The sequence below is a fragment of the Qipengyuania marisflavi genome (assembly GCF_005884405.1).
Lineage (GTDB): Bacteria > Pseudomonadota > Alphaproteobacteria > Sphingomonadales > Sphingomonadaceae > Qipengyuania > Qipengyuania marisflavi.
This window is the reverse complement of record NZ_VCAO01000003.1, coordinates 87,965-108,108: the sequence shown is the minus strand read 5'-3', so window position 1 is coordinate 108,108 and position 20,144 is coordinate 87,965. Positions and strand designations below refer to the sequence as shown.

Genomic DNA, 20,144 nt, shown 5'->3' with positions numbered 1-20,144 from the left:
GTTCGGGCAGGTGTCCGGTCTTGCTTCCCGACCGATTGAACCCGCAACAAGTGGGACGCGCCCACCTGCGTCTCCTCCCTGAAACCCTCCAAACCCCACAGCGTTCCTGAAACACAATTTTGCGCACGATTATGTGAAGGTGTGGCGCGGGCGCGGATTTATGCTAGCGGTCGGGCGTGACACCCTTTCCCCTGACCGACCTGCTCATCATTGCCGGGCTGATTCTGCTTAACGGCGTCTTCGCGATGTCCGAACTGGCAATCGTCTCGGCGCGCACCTCGCGGCTGCGGGCTGCCGCGCAACAGGGCGCTGGCGGGGCGAAGGTGGCCTTGCTGCTCGCTTCCGACCCCGGCAAATTCCTCTCGACCGTCCAGATCGGCATTACGCTGGTCGGTATTATCGCCGGTGCTTACTCGGGTTCCAGCCTGGGCGGACCGGTGGGGGAGCGGCTGGCGATGCTGGGCGTTCCTGCCGAATGGGCACCGCAGGCCGGGTTCGCACTGGTCATCGCGCTGACCACCTATTTCAGCCTGGTTGTGGGGGAACTGGTGCCCAAGCAGGTCGCGCTGCGCGCGGCGATCCCCATTGCCATCGTGATGGCGCGTCCGATGGCGATTGTCGCCAAGGTGGCCGCGCCGCTGGTCTGGCTGCTCGATACCTCGTCGGCGCTGCTGATTCGCCTGATGGGCGTGCGTCCGGCGGGTCAGGGGTCAGTAACGGCGGAAGAGCTGCACATGCTGTTCGCCGAAGCCACGCGCAGCGGCGTGATCGAGCATGAACAGCACCAGATGCTGCAAGGCGTGGTCCGGCTGGCGCAGCGCCCGGTGCGCGAATTGATGACGCCGCGCACCGAAGTCGACTGGATCGATGTCGGCGCAGACGAGGCAGCGATTCGCGCGGCCATTGATGCCAGCCCACATTCGCTGCTGCCCGTGGCAGCGGGATCCCCCGACCAGATATTGGGCGTGGTCCGCGTGCGTGAATTGCTCGCTGCGCTGGTAGCGGGCGAGACAATCGACGTGGCGGCGCTGATGAAGAGGCCCGAGATCGTGCCCGACCAGCTGGATGCCGTCGATGCGCTGCGCGTGTTGCAGCAGGGCGAGATCGCTATGGCGATGGTGCATGATGAATATGGCCATCTCGACGGGATCGTCACTCCGGTCGATCTGCTCACTGCATTGGTTGGCGATTTCGTCAGCGATCAGGACCCGGGCGATGCCCCGGGCATTGTCGAGCGCTCCGATGGCTCGATGCTGGTGGCCGGGTCGCTGTCAGCTGATGTGCTGGCAGACCGGCTGGCGCTGGATTACGGCGACAATCGCGAATTTGCGACCGCCGCCGGCTTCGTGCTGTCAGTGCTCAAGAAATTGCCCGCGGAGGGCGAGTTCTTTGTGGAGCAGGGCTGGCGTTTCGAAGTCGTCGATCTCGACAATCGGAGGATCGACAAGCTGCTGGTGATGGCCGAAACGCCGGAGCCGGAAGCTACCCCCGAATAAGTATCAGCCCGGGATAACCGCCTGCGCCGATGCGCCGTCACCTTCGGGTGCGGCGATGATGTCGCGCGTCACGCTGCCTTTGGCGACCGTATTGGTTTCGGCGTCACCAATCACGCTGCGGATGCCCGGATCGGCCTGACCGGCGCGGTCAAGCACGCTGGTTTCCACCTGGCTGCGCGCCGCCGGGCCGCCGAACAATGCTTCCAGAGCCTGCTCAGCCGCAGTGCCTTCTGCCGGGCGCGGGGCACCGGGAGCGGGCGGGGCGAGGTTGAAATCTGGCGGAACCACCAGCGGCGCCTGGCGCTGCACGGCGAATTCATCGGGCCGGTCACGGTTGAGGAAGCCGCCGCCGCCGCAGGCCGCAGTCATGCTGGCGAGCGCGCCGACAAGGGCGATTTTGGCGATTCTGGTCATCAAATATTCTCCGCGGCATCAGCCGGCTTGCTGTTCATGAGTTCATCGACCTTGTCGCGCATGAAAAACGCGCGGGCAAGGATAATCACGACACCGATGGTAATCGCGGCGTCGGCAATATTGAAGATCAGGAAGGGGCGAAACTCCCCGAAATGTAGATCGGCAAAATCGACCACATAGCCCAGATCGTAACGATCCTTGATGTTGCCCAGCGCGCCGCCAAGGATCAGCGAGAGCCCGGCGATGTCGCCAAACTCCTTCTCGCGCATCAGCCACACCGTCACCACCAGCGCAATCAGCGCGGTGACCGCCACCAGCGTCCAGCGCATTTCCGGGCTGGTCGCTTCGAACATGCCCAGCGACACGCCGAAATTGCGCGTGAAGGTCAGGTTGAAGATCGGCAACAATTCCAGCGAATCGCCCAGCTGGTCGATGCGCAGCACCTTGGTGACGTAATTCTTCGACCATTGGTCGATGAAATAGATCACCAGCGCGGCGGCCAGCCCGATCAGCCGATTTCGTGTGACAGTCTTCATTTCGCGCCGTCCAGTTCGCCAACGACACTGTCGCACCGCCCGCACAGCGCGCCGTCTTCGGGCACGCTGGGAAGCAGCCGCCAGCAGCGGCCACATTTGCTTGCAGAGGTCCGGCTTACCGTCACTGCGTCGCTATCGCCGCGCGTAACTGACGCGGTGATGAACAGTTCGGCCAGTGCTTCGTCGGTAAAGCCTGAGGGCACGGCGGCAGCGGGGACCGTGACATCGGCCTCCAGACTGGAGCGGATGGTCTTGTCGCGGCGCAATGGCTCGATCGCTTCGGTGACTTGCTCGCGCAGGCTGCGCAGTGCCTCCCAACGCGGCATATCGGCAGCGATGGCGGGCACCACGGGCCATTCCAGCAGATGCACGCTGCCTCCATCGGGATAGCGGGTGGTCCAGATTTCCTCTGCGGTAAACACCAGCACCGGCGCGGCATAGCGGACCAGCGCGTGGAACAGGGTGTCCAGCACGGTGCGATAGGCGCGGCGGGCCGGATCGTCCGGGCCATCGCAATAGAGGCTGTCCTTGCGGATATCGAAGAAGAAGGCCGACAGATCCTCGCTGCAGAAATCGACCAGACGGCGGGTATAGGCGTTGAAATCGTAATCACCTGCTGCCCGGAGCAATTTCGCGTCCAGCTCGGCCAGCAATGCCAGCACATATTGCTCCAGCTCGGGGACAGGCGCCCCGTCGCTGGTATCGCCGACAAAACCGTCCAGCGCGCCCAGCAGATAGCGGAAGGTGTTGCGCAGCTTGCGATAGCTGTCGCCCACCCCTTTGAGGATTTCATCGCCGATGCGGTGGTCTTCGGTGTAATCGACGCTCAGCGCCCACAGCCGGATGATGTCAGCGCCGTATTGCTCCATCACCTTGAGCGGATCAACGGTGTTGCCCAGCGATTTGGACATTTTCATGCCCTTGGGGTCCATCGTGAAACCGTGCGTCAACACGGCATCGTATGGCGCGCGGCCGCGTGTCCCGCAGCTTTCCAGCAGACTGGACTGGAACCAGCCGCGATGCTGGTCGCTGCCTTCCAGATAGAGGTCAGCCGGGCTGGAAAGTTCGGGCCATTCGTCCGATTCCAGGACGAATGCGTGGGTGGAGCCGCTGTCGAACCAGACGTCGAGAATGTCGCTGACCATCTCGTAATCGTCGGGATGGCGATCAGGGCCGAGGAATTCGCCTGCGCGGCTATCTTCCCAGGCATCGACCGTATCGGCGGCAATCGCGGCCTGAATGCGCGCGTTGACCGCCGGATCGACCAGCAATTCCCCGCCTTCCCGGTGGACGAACAGAGCAATCGGCACGCCCCAGGCGCGCTGGCGGCTGATCAGCCAGTCCGGGCGGCTTTCGACCATGGAGCGCAGGCGGTTGCGGCCCTTCTCCGGCACAAAGCGAACCCGCTCGATTTCGGATAGGGCAGTCGAACGCAAGGTTGAGCCCTTTCCCTTGACGGTAGGGGTTGGGGATGGGTGCTCGGCGCCAGCAGCGGAGGGTGAACCCCCCACCCCCGGCCCCTCCCCCGAAGGGAGGGGAGGCAAGTGAGAAAGTTCCTCGTCGATGGCGATGAACCATTGCGGGGTGCAGCGATAGATGACCTTGGCCTTGGAACGCCACGAATGCGGGTAGCTGTGCTGGTAGTCGGCACTGGCCGACAGCAGCGCACCCGCTTCGCGCAGATCGTTGCAGATCGGCCCGTCGGGTGCGTTGAAGGGTTTGTTGATGACGCTGCGGCGGCGTTCCTTGCCGTCGGCATCGACGTCGCCTGCGCCCAGCCACAGCCAGTCGTCGCGATAACGCCCGTCGCCCATGACGGCGAACACGGGATCAATGCCGTTGGCTTTGCACAGATCGAAATCGTCCTCGCCGTGATCGGGCGCCATATGAACGATGCCGGTGCCGCTGTCGGTGGTGACGAAATCGCCCGCCAGCATGGGGCGCGGCTTGGCGTAGAACCCGCCGAGGTGGTGCATTGGGTGGCGGGCGACGGTTCCGGCGAGGTCGGAGCCTTTGCCAGTCCAAACTTCCTGTATCCCTGCCGCAACTTCAGTACAGGTATTTCGCTCCAAAAACGCCTTCTGCAACTCTTTCGCAATCAGCAGTTTAAAATCCATCGAACCGTCACCGGGCTTGGTGCCGATGGCCGGAGCGAAGAAGCTGGCTTGAAGCAGAACATACTCAATATCCGGCCCATAGGCCAAAGCCTGGTTCACCGGGATCGTCCACGGCGTCGTCGTCCAGATCACCGCATGCGCGCCGACCAGCTCGGGCACGTTCGGGCATTCCATGATCTCGAACGCCACATCGATCTGCGGGCTGTCGGTCAGATCGGCATATTCGACTTCGGCATCGGCCAGAGCGGTTTCCTCCACTGGCGACCACATCACCGGCTTCGCGCCGCGATAGAGCTGACCGGTCTCGGCGAATTTGTGCAGTTCGGCGACAATCGCGCCTTCCGCTTCGGGGCGCATGGTCAGATAGGGTTTGTCCCAGCGGCCATTGATGCCCAGCCGTTTCAATTGCTCGCGCTGCACATCGACCCATTTGGCGGCATAAGCGCGGCATTCGGCGCGGAACTCCTTTGCCGGCACGTCCTTCTTGTCGCGCTTCTGCTTGCGGTAAAGTTCCTCCACCTTCCATTCGATCGGCAGGCCGTGGCAATCCCAGCCGGGCACATAGGGTGCATCCTTGCCCAGCAGGCTTTGCGTGCGGACCACTGTGTCTTTCAGCACATGGTTCAGCGCGTGGCCGATATGCATATTGCCATTGGCATAGGGCGGGCCGTCGTGGAGAATGAACTTCTCGCGGCCCTCGCGCGCTTTGCGCAATTGCTGGTAAATCCCCTCATCCTGCCAGCGCGCCAGAATGCCCGGCTCCTTCTGCGGAAGGCCGGCCTTCATGGGGAAATCGGTCTTCGGCAGGAAAACCGTGTCTCTGTAATCGCGCTGCTCAGTCATGGAACCGCCGCCGCTAGAGGAATTGGCGCGTGTAGGAAAGTGTTTCAGCGCGCCAGCAGCTGGCGGGCCTGCTCGCAGTCGCGCGCCATCTGGGCGACCAGCGGGTCCAACCCGTCAAACTTCGCCTCGCCGCGCAGGAAATGGTGGAAGGCCACTTCGATTTCCTGACCGTACAGATCGCCGTCGAAATCGAAGAAATGCGGCTCCAGCAATTCGCGCGGCGGATTGAACATTGGCCGAACACCGATGTTCGCCGCGCCATGAAGCGCTTCATTGACACCTGGTACGCGGCCCGTGACGGCATAGATACCATACGCCGGGCGCAGATAATTTTCGATCGCGAGATTGGCGGTGGGATAACCGATGGTGCGCCCCCGCTTGTCGCCATGCTCCACCACGCCGCGAATCGCGAAGGGGCGGGTCAGCAGCCGCGCCGCCTCCTGCGGATCGCCCGCCACCAGCGCATCGCGGATGCGGCTGGAGGAAACCGCCGCGCCGGAATCCATCACCGGCGGCACCGCGCGCGCCGCGATACCCGCGCCGCGCCCCAGCGTTTCCAGCGCCTCGCGATTGCCCGCCGCGCCTTTGCCGAAGGTGAAATCCTCGCCTGTCACCACGCCGCTGACACCCAGATGCTGCGCCAGCAGGCCCTGCACGAAATCCTCTGCCGTGGTGCCCGCCAGCGCGGCATCGAAATGGAACACCAACATCGCCGTCGCCCCGGCGGCGAGGTACAATTCCTGCCGCTGTTCCAGCGTGGTCAGGCGGAAGGGCGCGATATCGGGCTTGAAATGGCGCACCGGATGCGGATCGAAGGTGGCAATGATGGAGGGGCGACCCTCGGTGCGCGCCCAGTCGATGGCTTCCTGCGCCACCGCCTGATGGCCCAGATGGAACCCGTCAAAATTGCCCAGCGCAATCACTGCCCCGCGCAAGGATTCGGGCAATGGATCGCGGTGGTCGAGGAACCTCATGCGCCGCGCTCCAGCGTGATGAAGGAAAAGGCGGGGCGCTCGCCATCCTCGTCATGATCCTCGCGCTGCACTTCGCACCATTGCAGCCCCGGCGCGGCCATGAACGTGTCGCCGGGATAGTCGCGGTGAATCTGGGTCAGCTCAATCCGGCTGGCGAGCGGTTCGAACAGTGCGAAGATCTCTGCTCCGCCGATTACGGCAATCGCGCCCTCGCCAGCCAGCGCCAGCGCGTCTTCGGGTGAATGCACGACTTCCGCGCCCGCGTCAGACCAGTCCAGATCGCGGGTCAGCACGATATGGCGGCGGCCGGGCAGGGGTGCGGGGAAGCTGGCAAAGGTCTTGCGGCCCATAATCATGGCCAGACCCTTGTTATCCGGCCCCATCGTCAGCGCTTTGAAACGCTTCAGGTCGGCGGGCAGATGCCAGGGCAGCGTGCCATCCTTGCCGATTGTGCCGTTCGCCGCACGGGCATAGACCAGCGTCACAGTCATGCGCGGGTAAGCCGGGTGATGTGCCCCATCTTGCGCCCGGCCAGCGCCTGTTTCTTGCCATAGTCGTGCAGGTGCGTGTCGCTGTCGCCCAGCTGGCTATGCGCGGTCTTGATATCCTTGCCGATGATGTTGGTCATCACTGTTCCGGCGGCCACAGTCTGCGTGTCACCCAGCGGCAGGCCTGCGACCGCGCGGATGTGGTTTTCAAACTGGCTGGTGACTGCGCCTTCGATGCTCCAATGGCCCGAATTGTGCACGCGGGGGGCCATTTCGTTGAACACCGGGCCGTCGGCTGCGGCGAAAAATTCCAGCGTCAGCACGCCAACATAATCCAGCGCATCGGCGACCTGCCGCGCCAGTGCGCGGGCGTCTTCGACCTGGCTTTCAACTTCCGGTCCGGCGGGCAGGGTGGAGGTGACCAGCACGCCGCCCGAATGGATGTTGCGGGCGCTGTCCCAAAACCGGACTTCGCCATCATTGCCGCGCACCAGAATGACCGAAAACTCGGCGTCAAAGCGGACAAGACCTTCATAGATCGTGGGGGTGCCGGGGATTTGCAGCCCCGCCGCCTCGCTGCGCGATTCGATCCGCCACTGGCCCTTGCCGTCATAGCCGTCACGCCGGGTCTTGAGGATGCCGGGCGCGCCGATGCGTTCCACGGCGTCATCCAGATCGGCGCGCGAATCGACTGCGGCATAGGGTGCGGGGCGGCCGCCCAGCGTCTCGACAAAGCGTTTTTCGGCCAGCCGGTCCTGCGCGGTTTCCAGCGCGCGGGGATGCGGGAAAATCCGGTCCTGCGGCATCGCCTGCGCGGCTTCGACCGGGACATTCTCGAATTCCCACGTCACTACGTCGCATTTCTCGGCAAAGGCGGCCAGCGCGGCGCGGTGATCCCATTTGTTGGCGAAGAAATCGCTGCATACGATGTCCGCGACATTATCTCCTTCGGGTGCATAACCGATGGGGCGATAGCCAAGCTGGACCGCCGCCTGCGCGAGCATCCGCCCGAGCTGACCCCCGCCAAGGATGCCGATAGTCGCGCCGCGTTTCAGCATCAGGCGTCCGGGCGGTCCGCCACGGCGGCGCTGCGGGCGCTGCGCCAATCCTGCAGCCGCTGCGACAGATCGCTGTCATTCGTCGCCAAAATCGCTGCAGCAAGCAGGCCCGCATTGGTCGCGCCCGCTTCGCCAATCGCCAGCGTCCCGACTGGAACCCCGGCGGGCATCTGGACAATCGACAGCAGGCTGTCCTGTCCCGACAATGCCTTGGACTGGACCGGCACCCCCAGCACGGGAAGATGCGTCATTGCCGCGATCATGCCGGGCAGATGCGCCGCCCCGCCAGCGCCCGCGATGATGACATGGAAGCCATCGCCCGCCGCTGCCTTGGCGAAATCGACCATCCGGTCAGGGGTGCGGTGCGCCGACACGATGCGGACATCGCTGGCCACGCCCAGTTCGTCCAGCACCTGAGCCGCGCGCTGCATCGTCGGCCAGTCCGACTGGCTGCCCATGACAATCGCAACCTTTGGCGCGGTGGGAGGAGTGGCGGGTTCGGCCATCTCAGCAATCCTTCAGATAACGGCGCTCGCCAGCAACTTGCGTGCCGTCGAAGTCGTAAATGATCGGCTGGCCGGTGGGAATTTCCAGCCCGGTGATGTCGTCGTCGGAGATGTTGGAGAGGTGTTTGACCAGCGCGCGCAGGCTGTTGCCATGTGCGGACACGATCACGGTTTTACCCTTGGCCAGCTGCGGCAGGATCGCGCTTTCCCAATAGGGCAGCACACGTTCGATCGTCAGCTTCAGGCTTTCGGCCATCGGCACTTCGATCCCGGCATAGCGCGGGTCATCCGACAGGTCGAATTCGCTGCCGGGCTCCATTGCGGGCGGCGGGATATCGAAGCTGCGGCGCCAGATATGCACCTGCTCATCGCCATGCTTGTCACGCGTTTGTTGTTTGTCGAGGCCGGTCAGCCCGCCATAATGACGTTCGTTGAGGTGCCAGTCCTTGATCACCGGAAGCCACAGCCGCCCGCATTCTTCCAGCGCCAGATTGAGCGTCTTGATCGCGCGGGTCTGGAGGCTGGTGAAGGCGATGGTGGGCAAGACGCCCTTGGCAGCCAGCAGGACGCCAGCGGCGCGCGCTTCGGCCACGCCTTTGTCAGTCAGGTCGACATCCCACCAGCCGGTGAAGCGATTGGCGAGATTCCATTCGCTCTGGCCGTGGCGGACGAGGATAAGCTTGGACATGAACGCTCCTGAGACCCTTGGGAGCACCCGGCGTTAGCTTTCGCCGCCCGGCTTGGAAAGGGGCTGCGCATCCGATTCGCCGATTTCGCGGCTCTGCGCCTTGCGGCGGCGCAGGTTTTCACGCAATTTTGCAGCCAAGCGCTCGTCGCGGGTCGAATTTCCTGCCGGTTTCTCCATAGCAGCACCCATTGCCAATATCGCCGCGAAGCTCAAGCTTGGCTTGACTTTCGGATGCGCTCTGCCAATAGCGCGCGCCTTCGACCCAGTGCTGCTGTAGCTCAGTGGTAGAGCGCACCCTTGGTAAGGGTGAGGCCGGGAGTTCAATCCTCCCCAGCAGCACCATTTCCACCACCCGATACCAATCGCCCGCCGCGCTGCCCCTCGCGCCGCTACGTGCGAAAGCGCTTGTCGGTTGGGGCTGTGTTACATAGTTAGCACGGCATGGAAGAAACCGAACCACTCACCCCGCTGCACCCCAATCACGTGAAGGCCATGCGGCTGACCGCGATCATTGCGGCGGTGCCGTTCACGATTGCGGCGCTGGCGGCGGAAATTACGCGGCTGTTGCCGTGGGGCGTGTTTCTGGTGCCCGTGGCGCTGGTCGCCGCCATCATCATTATCCGCATCCCGCTGCGGCGCTATCATGCGCGCGGGTACCGGCTGGCGGAGGAACGACTGCAAGTGGTGCGCGGGATGCTGTTCCGGCGCGACACGGTGGTGCCGTTCGGGCGGGTTCAGCATATCGATGTCGATCAGGGACCGATCGAACGGTTCTATGGCCTCGCGACTTTAACTCTGCATACAGCAGGATCGCACAATGCCTCGGTCTCGCTGCCCGGGCTGGCACATGAGGACGCGCTGGCGATGCGCGACGAAATTCGCGCGGCGATCCGGCGCGATACGCAATGACGGACGAAGTGCTTGAAGGGACACCGCAGCGCACCGCGCTGAAGGGTCTGCTGGCGCGCGGGATAGAAGGGGTGCGCAAAGGCATCCTCGGCATCGCCGCCATCGGTTTTGCCATGCGCGACGAAGGATCGGGTTTCATTCTGGCGGCGGGCGGTTTTGCCGTCGCGATCTTCGTCGTGACGCTGGTGTTTTCCTATCTCGCCTGGACACGGCTGACGTATACGATTGGTGACAGCGATATCCGGGTGGAAAGCGGCATTCTGGCGCGTGCGGCCCGTGCGGTGCCGTTTGAACGGATACAGGATGTCAGTTTGGAACAGGGGTTCATCCCGCGCCTGTTCGGACTGGTCGAGGTCAAGTTTGAAACCGGGGCGGGCGGCAAGGACGATCTCAAGCTCGCCTATCTGACCGAGGATGATGGCGAGGCGCTGCGCGATTTGCTGCGCGCCCGCCGCGAAAGCGCGCCTGTTGCGGCCAATGCCAATGCCAATGCCGAGACTGGCGAGCCGGAAGCCGCTGCGGAAGAGGCCGCTCTGTTGTTCACAATGGGGCCGCGCCGGGTGCTGACCTTTGGCCTGTTCGAATTTTCGCTGGCCGCCGTGGCGGCGCTGGCCGGGGCGGTGCAGCAGTTCGATTTCCTGCTGGCGTTCGATTTCTGGGATCTGGATGCCTGGCAGAAAACGCTGGCCGGGCCGGGTGACTGGCTGGCGGGCCTGGGCTTTGCCGCGCGCATCATCGGGATCGGGCTGGTCGTGGGCACGCTGCTGCTGGTGGGGCTGGCGACAGGGTTTGTGCGCACTGCGCTGCGCGAGTGGGGTTTCCGGTTAGAGCGGACCGCACGCGGCCTGCGCCGCCGACGGGGGTTACTCACCCGCACCGATGTGGTGATGCCGGTCCACCGCGTTCAGGCGCTGCGGCTGGGCACAGGCTTTCTGCGCCGCTTGTTCGGCTGGCACTCGCTCAAGATTGTCAGTCTGGCGAGCGATAGCGGCGCGGCCAATCACGAGGCCGCGCCCTTTGCCACGATGGCGGAAATCGCGCCCATCGTCGCCACCACCGGCTTTGCGCTGCCCGATGATGATCTGGAATGGCATGGCGTGTCGCGGAAGTACCGGATTGACCGGGTATTGCTGAGTGCGGCGGCGCTGGTGCCGGTGGCGATTGCCCTGCCATTTGTCGGGGAAGCACGGCTGATCCCGCTGCCACTGGCCGGTCTGGCGCTGATCGCCTTGCATGAATATCTGCGCCTGCGCTGGGATCGTCACGCACTGGGGTCACAGCAATTGTTCACCCGTCACGGCTGGCTGGCACCGAGTCTGGCGATCGGGTCTCGGGTAAAGCTGCAATCGGTTGAAATCGCGCAAGGGCCAATTGCCCTGCGGCGGGGCTATGCCAGCCTGCTGCTCGGGCTGGCCGGAGGGCGGTTGCGCGTGCGGGGTATGGCGCTGGCCGAGGCGCGGAATTGGCGCGAGGCCATCCTCACCACCATCGCATCGCAGGACTTTTCGCAATTGAGCGAGCCTGCGAAAGCGAACACTATTACGCCAGCAGCTCACTCCAGTCCGGATTACGCTTGAACGCGGCGGCGACATAGGAACAGTCGGGCGCGATCTTGAAGCCTTCGCGCTTTGCATCGCCAACCAGCATTTCGACCAGTTGCCCGGCAATACCCTTGCCGCGAAGCTCTTCGGGCACCAGCGTGTGTTCGGCATGGCGGACGTTGTCACGCATGGTCCAGGTCAGCTTGCCCGTGCCTTGGCTATCCGGGACATGAGCAATATATTCCCCGTGAGTGACTCTGTCGCGCCTTTCGATTTCAATTTCAGCGGTTTTCATGATCGATTCTTTCCTTACTGTGCAACCAACGCATGGCAAGCTAAGGGCGTTCCATGCTGTTCCTTTCCGACAATGCCGCCTCCGTTCACCCGCTGGTGTGGGAGGCGATGCGCGCCGCCGATGCGCCCGACACGCCCTATGACGGAGACGCGCTGAGCGCGGCGCTGGACGAGCGGTTTGCCGAGCTGTTCGGGCGCGATTGCGCGGTGCTGTGGGCCGCGACCGGGACTGCGGCAAACTGCCTCGCTTTGTCCTGCATGGTCCAGCCGCACGGCGGCGTGGTGTGCCACCGCGAGGCGCATATCGAAATGGATGAAGGCGGCGCGCCCGGCTTTTACCTGCACGGGGCAAAGCTGCTGCTGGCAGACGGCGCGGGGGCCAAGCTGTCGCCCGAGACGATCCGCGATGTGATCGACCCGATCCGCGACGATGTGCATCAGGTCCAACCGCATGCGATCTCGATCACACAGGCCAGCGAATATGGCCGCGCCTATCGGCCAGACGAAGTGGCCGCGATTGCCGCGCTGGCGAAGGATCGCGGACTGGGCCTGCATATGGACGGCGCACGTTTCGCCAATGCGGCGGCGTTTCTGGGCTTGTCTGCGAGCGAGGCGGCGGGTCCGGTCGATGCGCTGAGCTTCGGATGTATCAAGAATGGCGCGATGAGCGCCGAGGCGATTGTGTTGTTCGACCCCGCGATGGCCGATGTCGCGCGCTATCGGCGCAAGCGGGCGGGGCATCTGCAATCGAAGGGTCGCTACCTCGCCGCGCAATTGCACGCGATGTTGAACGGTGACCTATGGCTGGCCAATGCGCGCCACGCCAATGCCGCTGCGGCGGAAATCGCCGGGGCCTGCGAAGGCCGGTTAATGCATCCGGCCGAGGCTAATGAGCTGTTTGTGCGCTGCACTGCGGATGAGCGTGAGGCGCTGCGTGCGCGCGGTTTCGCATTCTATGACTGGGGAGATGACGCCGCCCGCTTCGTCACCGCATGGAACACGCGTGACAGCGATGCGCGCGCGCTGGCCGAGGCAATTGCCAGCCTATGAGCGACGCCGCGCCGCACGCGCTGCTCCGTCCCCGGATCGCGCTGCCATTCCTGATTGTCGCGCTGATCTGGGGATCGACCTGGTACGTCATCACTGGCCAGATCGCCGATGTGCCGCCCAGCTGGTCGATCGCATACCGATTTATGCTGGCGACCCCCGCGATGTTTGCGGTGGCGCTGGTGATGCGCAAAAGCCTGCGGCTGGACAGCAAGGCGCACGCGCTGGCGCTGTTTATCGGACTGACCCAATTCTGCGGCAATTTCAATTTTGTCTATCGCGCGGAGCTGCATCTGACTTCGGGCATCGTCGCGGTAATGTTCGGGATGCTGATGGTGCCCAATGCGCTGTTTGCGCAGGCGCTGCTGGGGCAAAGGGTGACACGGCGGTTCCTGTTGGGCAGTCTGGTGGCGATTGCCGGGATTGCACTGCTGCTGACGCATGAAGCGCAATTGGCGCGGCTGGACGGCAATATCCCGCTGGGAGTGCTTATGGCAGTGGGCGGGATTCTGTCCGCCTCGATCGCCAATGTTATGCAGGCCAATCCGACCGGGCGCGCGCTGCCGATGGCCAGCCTGCTGGCATGGTCGATGCTGTATGGCACGATCATCGATATCGGTTTCGCGTGGAGCGTGGCGGGGCCGCCGGTGATCCCGTCCAGCACTGCCTATTGGGCGGGCCTGGTGTGGCTGGCGCTGGCCGGATCGGTGGTCACTTTCCCGCTGTATTATTCCATCGTGCGCGAAATCGGGCCAGGGCGGGCGGCGTATAATGGCGTGCTGGTGATCGTGGTAGCGATGCTGATTTCGACCTTTATCGAAGGCTATGAATGGTCGTTACTGGCGGCTGCTGGCGCAGCGCTGGGGCTGGGCGGGATGATCATCGCGCTGCGAGCGCGGCAGGTTTAGCGCAGCGCGGCCAGACCTTCACGGAAAGTGGGATATAGCGGCGTCCAGCCCAGCACGCGCTTGGCCTTGCCATTGGCGACGCGGCGGTTCTCGGCATAAAAGCCGCGCGCCATCGGGCTCAACCCCGCATCGTCGATGCTGCGCAAAGGCGGCGGTTCGGTATCGAGCAAGCGGCAGGCTTCCTCAATCACCATATTCTGGCTGGTCGGCAAATTGTCGGCCAGATTATAGGCCCCCGGCGCGGCATCCCGCCGCAGAGCCGCGACCACCGCGCTGACGATATCATCGACATGGATGCGGCTGAACACTTGGCCGGGCAAGTCGATGCGATTGGCCTTGCCTGCGCGCACCCGGTCCAGCGCGCTGCGACACGGCCCATAGATACCCGGCAGGCGGAACACTCGCGCCCCAAGCGCCAGCCAGCGCGCATCGGCAGCCGCGCGCGCCGTGCGCCGCCCGCCGCCAGTGGGTGCGCTTTCATCAACCCATGCGCCCGCCGCATCGCCATAAACGCCGGTGGAGGACAAATAGCCCAGCCAGTGCCCGCTCAGCGCATCGCCATAGCAATCCAGCACAGGGTCACTGTCGTCAGCGGGCGGAACCGATGACAGCACATGCGTCGCCGCTTGCAAGGCGGCGCGCACTGCGGCTGTATCGGCAAAATCGAGATTGCCCGCGCTGCCCGTCGCCTGCACCTGCCAACCCTGCGCGCGCAACGCGGCGGCAATGCGCGTGGCCGTGTAGCCCAGCCCGAAAATCAGCAGCCGGCTCATTCGGCGTCGAGATAGCCCTGTTCAGGCACCACCACTTGCGGATTCTCAACGTTGTCCTGCTTCCACTGCATCGCCATTCGCACGCGGGTCGCGCCGCTGGGGTGATCGAAGAACAGCGCTTCTTCCAGCGCGCCGGGTTCGATCTTGCGATATTCGGAGAGGCGCATCGCCACCTTGGCAAAGCCATCGGGTTCGCGCGCGGCCTCCAGCCCAAAGGCATCGGCCTGGCTTTCGTTCACTCTGATCAGCGTGTTGGTCACCGGCGTGGCGAAAAAGAAGAACACCGCGATGCAAATCGCCAGCACCGGGAGCGAGGCCGGATCAGCCAGATCGCGGACGCCCCACCGCCCGCCATAACGGCTTATCAGCCAGGGCGCGGCGCGGCTGGTAATGAACAAGCCTAGGGCGAGCAGCAGCATGATGACGCCAAAGTTCACCCAGATATGCCTGAGTTTATAATGGCCCATTTCATGACCCATCACGGCCAGAATTTCCGGCTCGCTGGTCCGTTCCAGCAGATTGTCATTGAGGGATATGCGGATCGTCGGCCCCAACCCGGACACATTGGCGGAAATGCGCTTGTGCTGTTTGGACTGGTCGAAAACATAGATGTGATCGGCCGGAATGTCGTATTTGCCCGCGATGTCGACGATCTTGTCGCGTAGCGGGCCTTGCTCCATCTCGTCATAATCGTTGAACAGCGGAGAAATGAACACCGGCCCCAGCACCATCGCGACCATCAGGAATATTCCCAGCACACCGGTTGCCCATAGCCACCAGTTTTTCGGCGCGCGGCGAATCAAAGCGTAGATTGCCACTATCACCAGGGGCATCATCACCAGCGATATGGCAAACCCGGTGAGCGATTCTGCAAACCACGCACCAAAGCTCTGATCGAGCAGGCCGTACTGTTTTTCGCGAAAGAATCCGGTGTAGATCGACCAGGGCAGCGCCATCACGAAACCCACCACGGTATAAAGCGCCGCAGTAACCCAGGTGACGATCCACAACCGCTTGCTCAACCGTTCACCCAGCCTGCGGAAGGCGTGTGCGATGCGGAAACGCAGGAATATCCAGTCGATCAGCACGGACACCAGCGTGCCCAGCGGGATCAGCCAATAACCGCCTTCGAAATAGGCATCGGACTGCTCCCGCGCGGGGCCCTCCAAAGTATCGAGATAGGCGCGCGTCGCGGTTTCCACATCGAAGGAGCCACTGGCGGCGGCCATCAGTTCGAGCATCATGTTCCCATTCCCATCCTAGCATCATGGCCCGGCATCTTGGCTCTTGTCGGTGTCGTGGTGACGCAATACACGGCTGCCTGTCAATCGCCGCCGCAGCGCTCACCGACGAATGAACCGAAGCGCTCGACGGGCGTTACCAGCAGTGACACAGCCTACCACTCGCAGCAGCAGACAGGAATTGCATGGATATCGCGCGCACCCCCGCCACTCCCGATGGGAACCCCGAAATGGCCGATGCTGCGGTTGAGCCCAAGGCTTCCGCGATTATCCGGCGTGAAGATTACACGCCCTTTCCTTGGCTGGTGCCGCAGGTGCATCTCAGCTTCGAGCTGGGGGTCGAACAGACGCGGGTCACGTCGCGGCTGACGGTGGAACGCAACCCCGCTGCCGATGCCTCCCCGACCATCCGCCTCAACGGTGACGGCCTTAAGCTGTCCGAATTGCAGGTCGATGGCGAGCCTTGCAGCACCCATGCAATGGACGGCGATGATCTGGTGGTTACGCTGCCGGGTGAGCGCCACGAACTGACGATTGTGACGCAGATCGACCCGGCTGCCAATTCGCAGCTGATGGGGCTCTATGCCTCCAACGGAATGCTGTGCACCCAGTGCGAGGCGGAGGGCTTCCGCCGGATCACTTTCTTCCCCGACCGTCCCGACGTGCTGAGCACCTATACCGTGCGGATGAGCGGCCCTGCCGCGCAATTCCCGATCCTGCTGTGCAATGGCAACAAGGCCGATAGCGGCGGCGACGGCGACACGCATTGGGCCGAATGGCACGATCCGTGGCCCAAGCCCGCCTATCTCTTCGCGCTGGTCGCGGGCGATCTGGTGGCGCGCAGCGACAGTTTCACCACCACGGGCGGCCGCACGGTAGAGCTCAACGTCTGGGTCCGCGATGGCGATCTGGACCGCACCGAACATGCGATGGAAAGCCTGAAGCGGTCCATGAAATGGGACGAGGAAGTGTTCGGGCGCGAATATGATCTCGACCTGTTCAACATCGTCGCAGTGTCAGATTTCAACATGGGCGCGATGGAAAACAAGGGCCTCAACGTCTTCAACACCAAATACGTTCTGGCCGATCAGGAAACCGCCACTGACGGCGATTTTGACGGCGTGGAAGGCGTGATCGGGCACGAATATTTTCACAATTGGTCGGGCAACCGCATCACCTGCCGCGACTGGTTCCAGCTGAGCCTGAAGGAAGGCTTCACAGTGCTGCGCGACCAGCTGTTCAGTCAGGATATGGACAGCGCGCCGGTCAAGCGGATCGAGGATGTTCGGATATTGCGCGGGGTCCAGTTCCCCGAGGATTCCGGCCCGCTGGCGCATTCAATCCGGCCCGACAGCTACCGCGAAATCAGCAATTTCTACACGCCCACAATCTATAACAAGGGCGCTGAGGTGATCCGCATGATGCGGACCATGGCGGGCGAGGAAGCTTTTCGCAAAGGCACCGATCTGTATTTCGACCGTCACGACGGCGAAGCCGCCACGTGCGAAGATTTCATCACGGCAATAGAGGATGGTGCAGGCCTGGACCTGCGGCAGTTCCGCCTGTGGTATTCGCAGGCCGGCACGCCCAAGGTTTCGGTGGCGGTAACACATGATGGCGATACTGCGGCGCTGACCTTCAAGCAGGACATACCCGCAACGCCGGGGCAAGCTGACAAGCAGCCCATGCCGATCCCGCTGCGGATTGCGCTGTTCGACCGTGAGAGCGGGAAGCATGATGGGGAACATCTGGTGATGCTGGACACGGCTGAGAAGGAAGTGCGCTTCGCAGGCTTTGCCGCGCCGCCGGTGCTGTCGATCAACCGCGGCTTTTCCGCGCCGGTCACCATTGACCGTGCGGTTTCGCGCGATGATCTGGTGTTTCTTGCTGCCAAGGATGACGATCCGTTTGCCCGGTATGAGGCGATGCAGGATCTGATGGTCGGCCATCTGGTTTCCGCCGTCGCGGGCGAAATGGACAGCGCAGAGCGTGATGCCGCGCGGCAGGATATCGCCTGTGCGTTCGCAGCGGTGCTGGAGGATGACCGGCTCGACGATCTGATGCGCGGCGAATTGCTGATGATGCCCAGCCAGGCCTATCTGTCCGAACAGATGCTGCTGGCGGAGCCGGGCCGCATCCATGAAGAACGCGAGGCGCTGAAGGCGGCGCTGGGCAGCGCGCTGGAAAGCCAGCTGCTGACGCTGCATAAACGCGCCAGTGCGCTGCCATTTGCGCTGGATCAGGCAGCCAAGGGTGCGCGCAAGGTGAAGACCGTGGCGCTGACCTATCTGGCCGCCGCCAAGCCCGACACTGCATCTGATCTGGCTGAGAAGCAGTATTCGGGCGCGGACAATATGACCGACCGGCAAGGCGCGCTGATGGTCTTGGCGGGCCTGCAATCGCCCGCGCGCACCGGCGCTTTGCTAGACTTCTACAACCGTTACCGCGACAATCCACTGGTGGTCGACAAATGGTTCTCGCTGCAGGCATCGTCATTGCATCCGCAGGTGCTCCAGCACGTCAAGGCACTGCGCGATCATCCCGACTTCACGCTGAAGAACCCCAACCGCGTCCGCGCGCTGTATATGGCGTTTGCCGCCAGCCCGCATGCCTTCCATGCGGAAGACGGTGAGGGGTATCGGATGATTGCCGATTTGATTCTGGAACTTGACCCCATCAATGCCCAGACGGCGGCGCGCTTTGTCACGCCACTGGGGCGCTGGCAGCGGATCGAACCGGCCCGCTCGGCGCTGATGCGCGGCGAGCTTGAGCGGATTGCCGAGGCGGGCAATCTGTCGCGCGATACCTTTGAGCAGGTCACCCGCTCGCTTGGCTGATTTCCTGCGCAGTGACTTGCTTGGTCCGGCCCCGCATGGCTTTTCGCTGCGCAGCGGGCTGGTGGCAGGCGATGTGCTGCGCGGGGCCCATCTGGTTCTGGCAAAACAAGTGCATTCGCCTGCGGTAATGATCGTGCATGGCCAATGGGCCGCCCCGCCCGAGGCAGACGCGCTGGTGACCACCAGGCGCGGCCTGCTGCTGGGCATAGTCACCGCCGATTGCGCGCCGGTGCTGCTGGTGGATGCGCAAGCTGGCGTCATCGGTGCAGCCCATGCCGGGTGGCGCGGTGCAGTGGGCGGGGTGATTGACAACACTGTGGGCGCGATGGTCTCGCAAGGCGCGCAGGTGGCGGACATCAGGGCGGTTATCGGTCCCACCATTGCGCAGGAAAATTACGAGGTGGACGAAGATTTCCGCGACGCATTCGAGGATGAAGACACCCCGTTCTTCAGCTTTGGCGCTCCGGGCAAACGCCTGTTCAACCTGCCCGCCTATGTCGCGCATCGGCTGGCGGCGGCGGGCGTCGGCCACGTCGCCGATCTGGGCGAAGACACCTATGCGCAGGACGCGCGCTTTTTCTCTTACCGCCGGGCAACCCATCGCGGCGAGCCGACGGGCGGGCGCCAGTTGAGCGTGATCGGCCTGCCCGCCTGATTGCACCGCACGCGCAGTCCCATGCCAAAAATCGCTGTTGGCAACCTGCGGCATTGCGGCTAGAGGCTCGCCCAAACCGGCGCTCCGGGGGCTTACCGACAGGCATTTTCCCAACCGGCACTTTCGGAGCGTAACGCGGCGCGGATCATCGGTCCGGCTGTCCGGTACGAAACACATCAATCACCCGGCTCCGGCACCGTTTCGGATAATGGGGTGCAGGCACAAGGCAGGCAAGGCAAGCGCTGATGGCAGAGACCGCTGCAACCGCAACAACCGACCAGATCGAGCATGATGGCGAAGGCTATCGTCGCCGTGACTTCATCGATATTGCCGCCGTCAGTGCGGCCGGTATCGGCGGCGCTGCGGTGTTGCTTCCGCTGATCAGCCAGATGTCGCCGTCCAAGGACGTGCTGGCCGAAAGCTCGACCGAGATTGACGTTTCCGCAATCGAGATTGGCCAGGCAATCAAGGCAGTTTTCCGCAAGCAGCCATTGTTTGTCCGCCGCCTGACCGCCGCAGAAGTGGCCGAGGCCAATGGCGTCGCAGTCGACAGCCTGCGTGATCCTGAATCACTGGCAGACCGGACCAAGGAAGGGCATGGTGACATGCTCATTACCATGGGCGTTTGCACCCATCTTGGCTGTGTCCCGCTGGGCGCTGCCGAAGGCGAGGTTCGCGGCGAATTCGGGGGCTATTTCTGCCCTTGCCACGGTTCGCATTACGACACGGCCGGACGCATCCGCAAAGGCCCCGCTCCCACAAACCTCGAAGTGCCCGAATACGAGTTCACTTCGGACACCGTCGTCCGCGTCGGCTAAG

At 63.4% G+C, this 20,144-nt stretch carries 20 protein-coding genes and 1 tRNA gene; 9 read left to right on the top strand and 12 right to left on the bottom strand.

The window, feature by feature from the left end:
* Nucleotides 1–176: 176 nt before the first annotated feature.
* Entirely contained in the window at nucleotides 177–1,496 is a 1,320-nt protein-coding gene (locus FEV51_RS07490; protein WP_138617516.1) for a hemolysin family protein, read from the top strand.
* Between the two features lie 3 nt (nucleotides 1,497–1,499).
* On the opposite strand, the gene FEV51_RS07485 is transcribed toward FEV51_RS07490, so the two are convergent.
* The 9 genes from FEV51_RS07485 to FEV51_RS13130 are packed head-to-tail and all read right to left on the bottom strand — an operon-like array spanning nucleotide 1,500 to nucleotide 9,297.
* Entirely contained in the window at nucleotides 1,500–1,910 is a 411-nt protein-coding gene (locus FEV51_RS07485; RefSeq protein ID WP_138617514.1) for a DUF3035 domain-containing protein, read from the bottom strand.
* Nucleotides 1,910–2,446 carry a signal peptidase II gene (gene lspA, locus FEV51_RS07480; protein ID WP_138617512.1) on the bottom strand — a complete coding sequence of 179 codons (537 nt, stop codon included), beginning with the start codon at nucleotides 2,444–2,446 and terminating at the stop codon, nucleotides 1,910–1,912. Before lspA ends, FEV51_RS07485 begins: the two co-directional genes overlap by 1 nt.
* Nucleotides 2,443–5,406, bottom strand: a complete 2,964-nt coding sequence (gene ileS, locus FEV51_RS07475; protein ID WP_138617510.1) for an isoleucine--tRNA ligase — start codon at nucleotides 5,404–5,406, stop codon at nucleotides 2,443–2,445. The genes lspA and ileS overlap by 4 nt, the downstream gene beginning before the upstream one ends.
* Before the next feature lie 44 nt (nucleotides 5,407–5,450).
* Nucleotides 5,451–6,380: a bifunctional riboflavin kinase/FAD synthetase gene (locus tag FEV51_RS07470; RefSeq protein WP_138617508.1), complete on the bottom strand. Its 930-nt coding sequence runs from the start codon at nucleotides 6,378–6,380 to the stop codon at nucleotides 5,451–5,453.
* Nucleotides 6,377–6,871 (bottom strand): dihydrofolate reductase, encoded by a 495-nt coding sequence (locus tag FEV51_RS07465; RefSeq protein ID WP_138617506.1) that lies wholly within the window; start codon nucleotides 6,869–6,871, stop codon nucleotides 6,377–6,379. The genes FEV51_RS07470 and FEV51_RS07465 overlap by 4 nt, the downstream gene beginning before the upstream one ends.
* The gene (locus tag FEV51_RS07460) at nucleotides 6,868–7,926 is read right to left on the bottom strand and encodes a 5-(carboxyamino)imidazole ribonucleotide synthase (protein ID WP_138617504.1); all 1,059 of its coding nucleotides are present in this window, start codon (nucleotides 7,924–7,926) and stop codon (nucleotides 6,868–6,870) included. The genes FEV51_RS07465 and FEV51_RS07460 overlap by 4 nt, the downstream gene beginning before the upstream one ends.
* Nucleotides 7,926–8,432 carry a 5-(carboxyamino)imidazole ribonucleotide mutase gene (gene purE / locus FEV51_RS07455; protein WP_138617502.1) on the bottom strand — a complete coding sequence of 169 codons (507 nt, stop codon included), beginning with the start codon at nucleotides 8,430–8,432 and terminating at the stop codon, nucleotides 7,926–7,928. The genes FEV51_RS07460 and purE overlap by 1 nt, the downstream gene beginning before the upstream one ends.
* Before the next feature lies 1 nt (nucleotide 8,433).
* Nucleotides 8,434–9,120 carry a 2,3-diphosphoglycerate-dependent phosphoglycerate mutase gene (gene gpmA / locus FEV51_RS07450; RefSeq protein ID WP_138617500.1) on the bottom strand — a complete coding sequence of 229 codons (687 nt, stop codon included), beginning with the start codon at nucleotides 9,118–9,120 and terminating at the stop codon, nucleotides 8,434–8,436.
* 33 nt (nucleotides 9,121–9,153) lie between these two features.
* Nucleotides 9,154–9,297: a hypothetical protein gene (locus FEV51_RS13130; protein WP_171033064.1), complete on the bottom strand. Its 144-nt coding sequence runs from the start codon at nucleotides 9,295–9,297 to the stop codon at nucleotides 9,154–9,156.
* Between the two features lie 90 nt (nucleotides 9,298–9,387).
* On the opposite strand from FEV51_RS13130, the gene FEV51_RS07445 reads away from it, so the two are divergent.
* From FEV51_RS07445 to FEV51_RS07435, 3 genes are all read left to right on the top strand, one after another.
* Nucleotides 9,388–9,462, top strand: a tRNA-Thr gene (locus FEV51_RS07445).
* Between the two features lie 99 nt (nucleotides 9,463–9,561).
* Entirely contained in the window at nucleotides 9,562–10,029 is a 468-nt protein-coding gene (locus FEV51_RS07440) for a PH domain-containing protein (RefSeq protein ID WP_138617498.1), read from the top strand.
* Nucleotides 10,026–11,606, top strand: coding sequence for a PH domain-containing protein (locus FEV51_RS07435; RefSeq protein ID WP_138617496.1), 1,581 nt, complete (start codon nucleotides 10,026–10,028; stop codon nucleotides 11,604–11,606). The genes FEV51_RS07440 and FEV51_RS07435 overlap by 4 nt, the downstream gene beginning before the upstream one ends.
* On the opposite strand, the gene FEV51_RS07430 is transcribed toward FEV51_RS07435, so the two are convergent.
* Nucleotides 11,569–11,865, bottom strand: coding sequence for a GNAT family N-acetyltransferase (locus tag FEV51_RS07430; protein ID WP_138617494.1), 297 nt, complete (start codon nucleotides 11,863–11,865; stop codon nucleotides 11,569–11,571). The two genes, FEV51_RS07435 and FEV51_RS07430, sit on opposite strands and share 38 nt — an antisense overlap.
* A gap of 53 nt (nucleotides 11,866–11,918) precedes the next feature.
* Here FEV51_RS07430 and FEV51_RS07425 point away from each other — a divergent pair, with 53 nt between their 5' ends.
* Entirely contained in the window at nucleotides 11,919–12,914 is a 996-nt protein-coding gene (locus FEV51_RS07425) for a threonine aldolase family protein (protein ID WP_138617492.1), read from the top strand.
* Nucleotides 12,911–13,819: a DMT family transporter gene (locus FEV51_RS07420; protein WP_138617490.1), complete on the top strand. Its 909-nt coding sequence runs from the start codon at nucleotides 12,911–12,913 to the stop codon at nucleotides 13,817–13,819. Before FEV51_RS07425 ends, FEV51_RS07420 begins: the two co-directional genes overlap by 4 nt.
* Here FEV51_RS07420 and FEV51_RS07415 read toward each other — a convergent pair.
* Nucleotides 13,816–14,592, bottom strand: coding sequence for a Rossmann-fold NAD(P)-binding domain-containing protein (locus tag FEV51_RS07415; RefSeq protein WP_138617488.1), 777 nt, complete (start codon nucleotides 14,590–14,592; stop codon nucleotides 13,816–13,818). The genes FEV51_RS07420 and FEV51_RS07415 overlap by 4 nt on opposite strands.
* On the bottom strand, nucleotides 14,589–15,836 hold the full coding sequence (locus FEV51_RS07410) for a M48 family metallopeptidase (RefSeq protein WP_246034489.1): 1,248 nt from the start codon (nucleotides 15,834–15,836) through the stop codon (nucleotides 14,589–14,591). Before FEV51_RS07410 ends, FEV51_RS07415 begins: the two co-directional genes overlap by 4 nt.
* A gap of 182 nt (nucleotides 15,837–16,018) precedes the next feature.
* Here FEV51_RS07410 and pepN point away from each other — a divergent pair, with 182 nt between their 5' ends.
* The 3 genes from pepN (at nucleotide 16,019) to petA (ending at nucleotide 20,143) form a co-directional block, all read left to right on the top strand.
* Entirely contained in the window at nucleotides 16,019–18,670 is a 2,652-nt protein-coding gene (gene pepN / locus FEV51_RS07405) for an aminopeptidase N (protein ID WP_138617486.1), read from the top strand.
* Nucleotides 18,663–19,325 (top strand): peptidoglycan editing factor PgeF, encoded by a 663-nt coding sequence (pgeF, locus tag FEV51_RS07400; protein WP_138617484.1) that lies wholly within the window; start codon nucleotides 18,663–18,665, stop codon nucleotides 19,323–19,325. Before pepN ends, pgeF begins: the two co-directional genes overlap by 8 nt.
* Before the next feature lie 245 nt (nucleotides 19,326–19,570).
* Nucleotides 19,571–20,143, top strand: a complete 573-nt coding sequence (gene petA, locus FEV51_RS07395; protein WP_138617483.1) for a ubiquinol-cytochrome c reductase iron-sulfur subunit — start codon at nucleotides 19,571–19,573, stop codon at nucleotides 20,141–20,143.
* Nucleotide 20,144 lies beyond the last annotated feature (1 nt).

Coding starts and splice junctions, on each gene's coding strand:
- FEV51_RS07485 (WP_138617514.1), bottom strand. CDS start 1,910: ATGACCAGAATCGCCAAAATCGCCCTTGTCGGCGCGCTCGCCAGCATG.
- lspA (WP_138617512.1), bottom strand. CDS start 2,446: ATGAAGACTGTCACACGAAATCGGCTGATCGGGCTGGCCGCCGCGCTG.
- ileS (WP_138617510.1), bottom strand. CDS start 5,406: ATGACTGAGCAGCGCGATTACAGAGACACGGTTTTCCTGCCGAAGACC.
- FEV51_RS07470 (WP_138617508.1), bottom strand. CDS start 6,380: ATGAGGTTCCTCGACCACCGCGATCCATTGCCCGAATCCTTGCGCGGG.
- FEV51_RS07465 (WP_138617506.1), bottom strand. CDS start 6,871: ATGACTGTGACGCTGGTCTATGCCCGTGCGGCGAACGGCACAATCGGC.
- FEV51_RS07460 (WP_138617504.1), bottom strand. CDS start 7,926: ATGCTGAAACGCGGCGCGACTATCGGCATCCTTGGCGGGGGTCAGCTC.
- purE (WP_138617502.1), bottom strand. CDS start 8,432: ATGGCCGAACCCGCCACTCCTCCCACCGCGCCAAAGGTTGCGATTGTC.
- gpmA (WP_138617500.1), bottom strand. CDS start 9,120: ATGTCCAAGCTTATCCTCGTCCGCCACGGCCAGAGCGAATGGAATCTC.
- FEV51_RS13130 (WP_171033064.1), bottom strand. CDS start 9,297: ATGGAGAAACCGGCAGGAAATTCGACCCGCGACGAGCGCTTGGCTGCA.
- FEV51_RS07440 (WP_138617498.1), top strand. CDS start 9,562: ATGGAAGAAACCGAACCACTCACCCCGCTGCACCCCAATCACGTGAAG.
- FEV51_RS07435 (WP_138617496.1), top strand. CDS start 10,026: ATGACGGACGAAGTGCTTGAAGGGACACCGCAGCGCACCGCGCTGAAG.
- FEV51_RS07430 (WP_138617494.1), bottom strand. CDS start 11,865: ATGAAAACCGCTGAAATTGAAATCGAAAGGCGCGACAGAGTCACTCAC.
- FEV51_RS07425 (WP_138617492.1), top strand. CDS start 11,919: ATGCTGTTCCTTTCCGACAATGCCGCCTCCGTTCACCCGCTGGTGTGG.
- FEV51_RS07420 (WP_138617490.1), top strand. CDS start 12,911: ATGAGCGACGCCGCGCCGCACGCGCTGCTCCGTCCCCGGATCGCGCTG.
- FEV51_RS07415 (WP_138617488.1), bottom strand. CDS start 14,592: ATGAGCCGGCTGCTGATTTTCGGGCTGGGCTACACGGCCACGCGCATT.
- FEV51_RS07410 (WP_246034489.1), bottom strand. CDS start 15,836: ATGATGCTCGAACTGATGGCCGCCGCCAGTGGCTCCTTCGATGTGGAA.
- pepN (WP_138617486.1), top strand. CDS start 16,019: ATGGATATCGCGCGCACCCCCGCCACTCCCGATGGGAACCCCGAAATG.
- petA (WP_138617483.1), top strand. CDS start 19,571: ATGGCAGAGACCGCTGCAACCGCAACAACCGACCAGATCGAGCATGAT.